At 45.3% G+C, this 897-nt stretch carries 1 protein-coding gene; it reads left to right on the forward strand.

Translation table 11 applies throughout. The features are described from left to right. Positions 1–897: hypothetical protein (locus A3756_RS27005; protein ID WP_197481093.1), on the forward strand; the 897-nt coding region annotated here is incomplete at both ends.

Genomic DNA, 897 nt, shown 5'->3' on the forward strand with positions numbered 1-897 from the left:
AGGTCACAAGTGAAAACAATCGTGTTTCAGTTAACTTGAGCTTATCTGGGGAGGCACCAGTTTACCCTGTGCTTGTTCCTTACAGTCTTGGTGGTACAGCTAACGAAAATGATTACGACTTACTTACTAGCTCAAATGTCACCGAGCAGTCCACTAAGGTCAGCGGTGTCGTCATTTTTGACGAAGGCATGACTGCCGAGCTAGTACTAGAAGTCTTAGATGACCAAATTGTTGAAAGTGATGAGCAGCTTATCGTTACATTTAATGATCCGGTCAATGCGGTGATAGGTGCGAACGAGCAGCATCAGATCACGATTACAGAATCGAATATTGCCCCTAGATTAAACGTGACCGCAGAGCAAAATGGTTTGGCGCTTACAACGCTCAGTTCAGGTGAAGGCTTGGTGACTATTCATGCGCTTGTTGATGATTTAAATTCGGCTGACTCACACTCATTTGACTGGAGTAAAACCGACAACCAGCTAGTAGACCTTGACGGCGACTCAAGAACGCTTACCTTTGATCCGGTCAATTTAAGTACAGGCGTATATATCGCCGAAGTGAGTGTTACAGACAACGGTACGCCAAGTAAAGCTTCAAATGCACGTATAAATCTTAGAGTGATTGATACCTATCTTACATTGTCGGCAAATGACGATTCTGATGGTGATGGAGTCAATGATTTCGTCGAGGGGCGACTAGATTCCGACTATGATGGTATCGCTGACTACCTTGATTTTATTGACGGTTCAGCTTTGTTGCAGCACCGAGTAGGCAGTGACGATGAATATCGCTACCTAATGCAGGTTGAATATGGAGCGTCTCTATCCTTAGGCACAGCCGCTATGACGGACCCTAATGGCGGCGCATTACTCAGTGCGTTAAATCTGGGGGATA

Source organism: Oleiphilus sp. HI0086 (assembly GCF_001635225.1).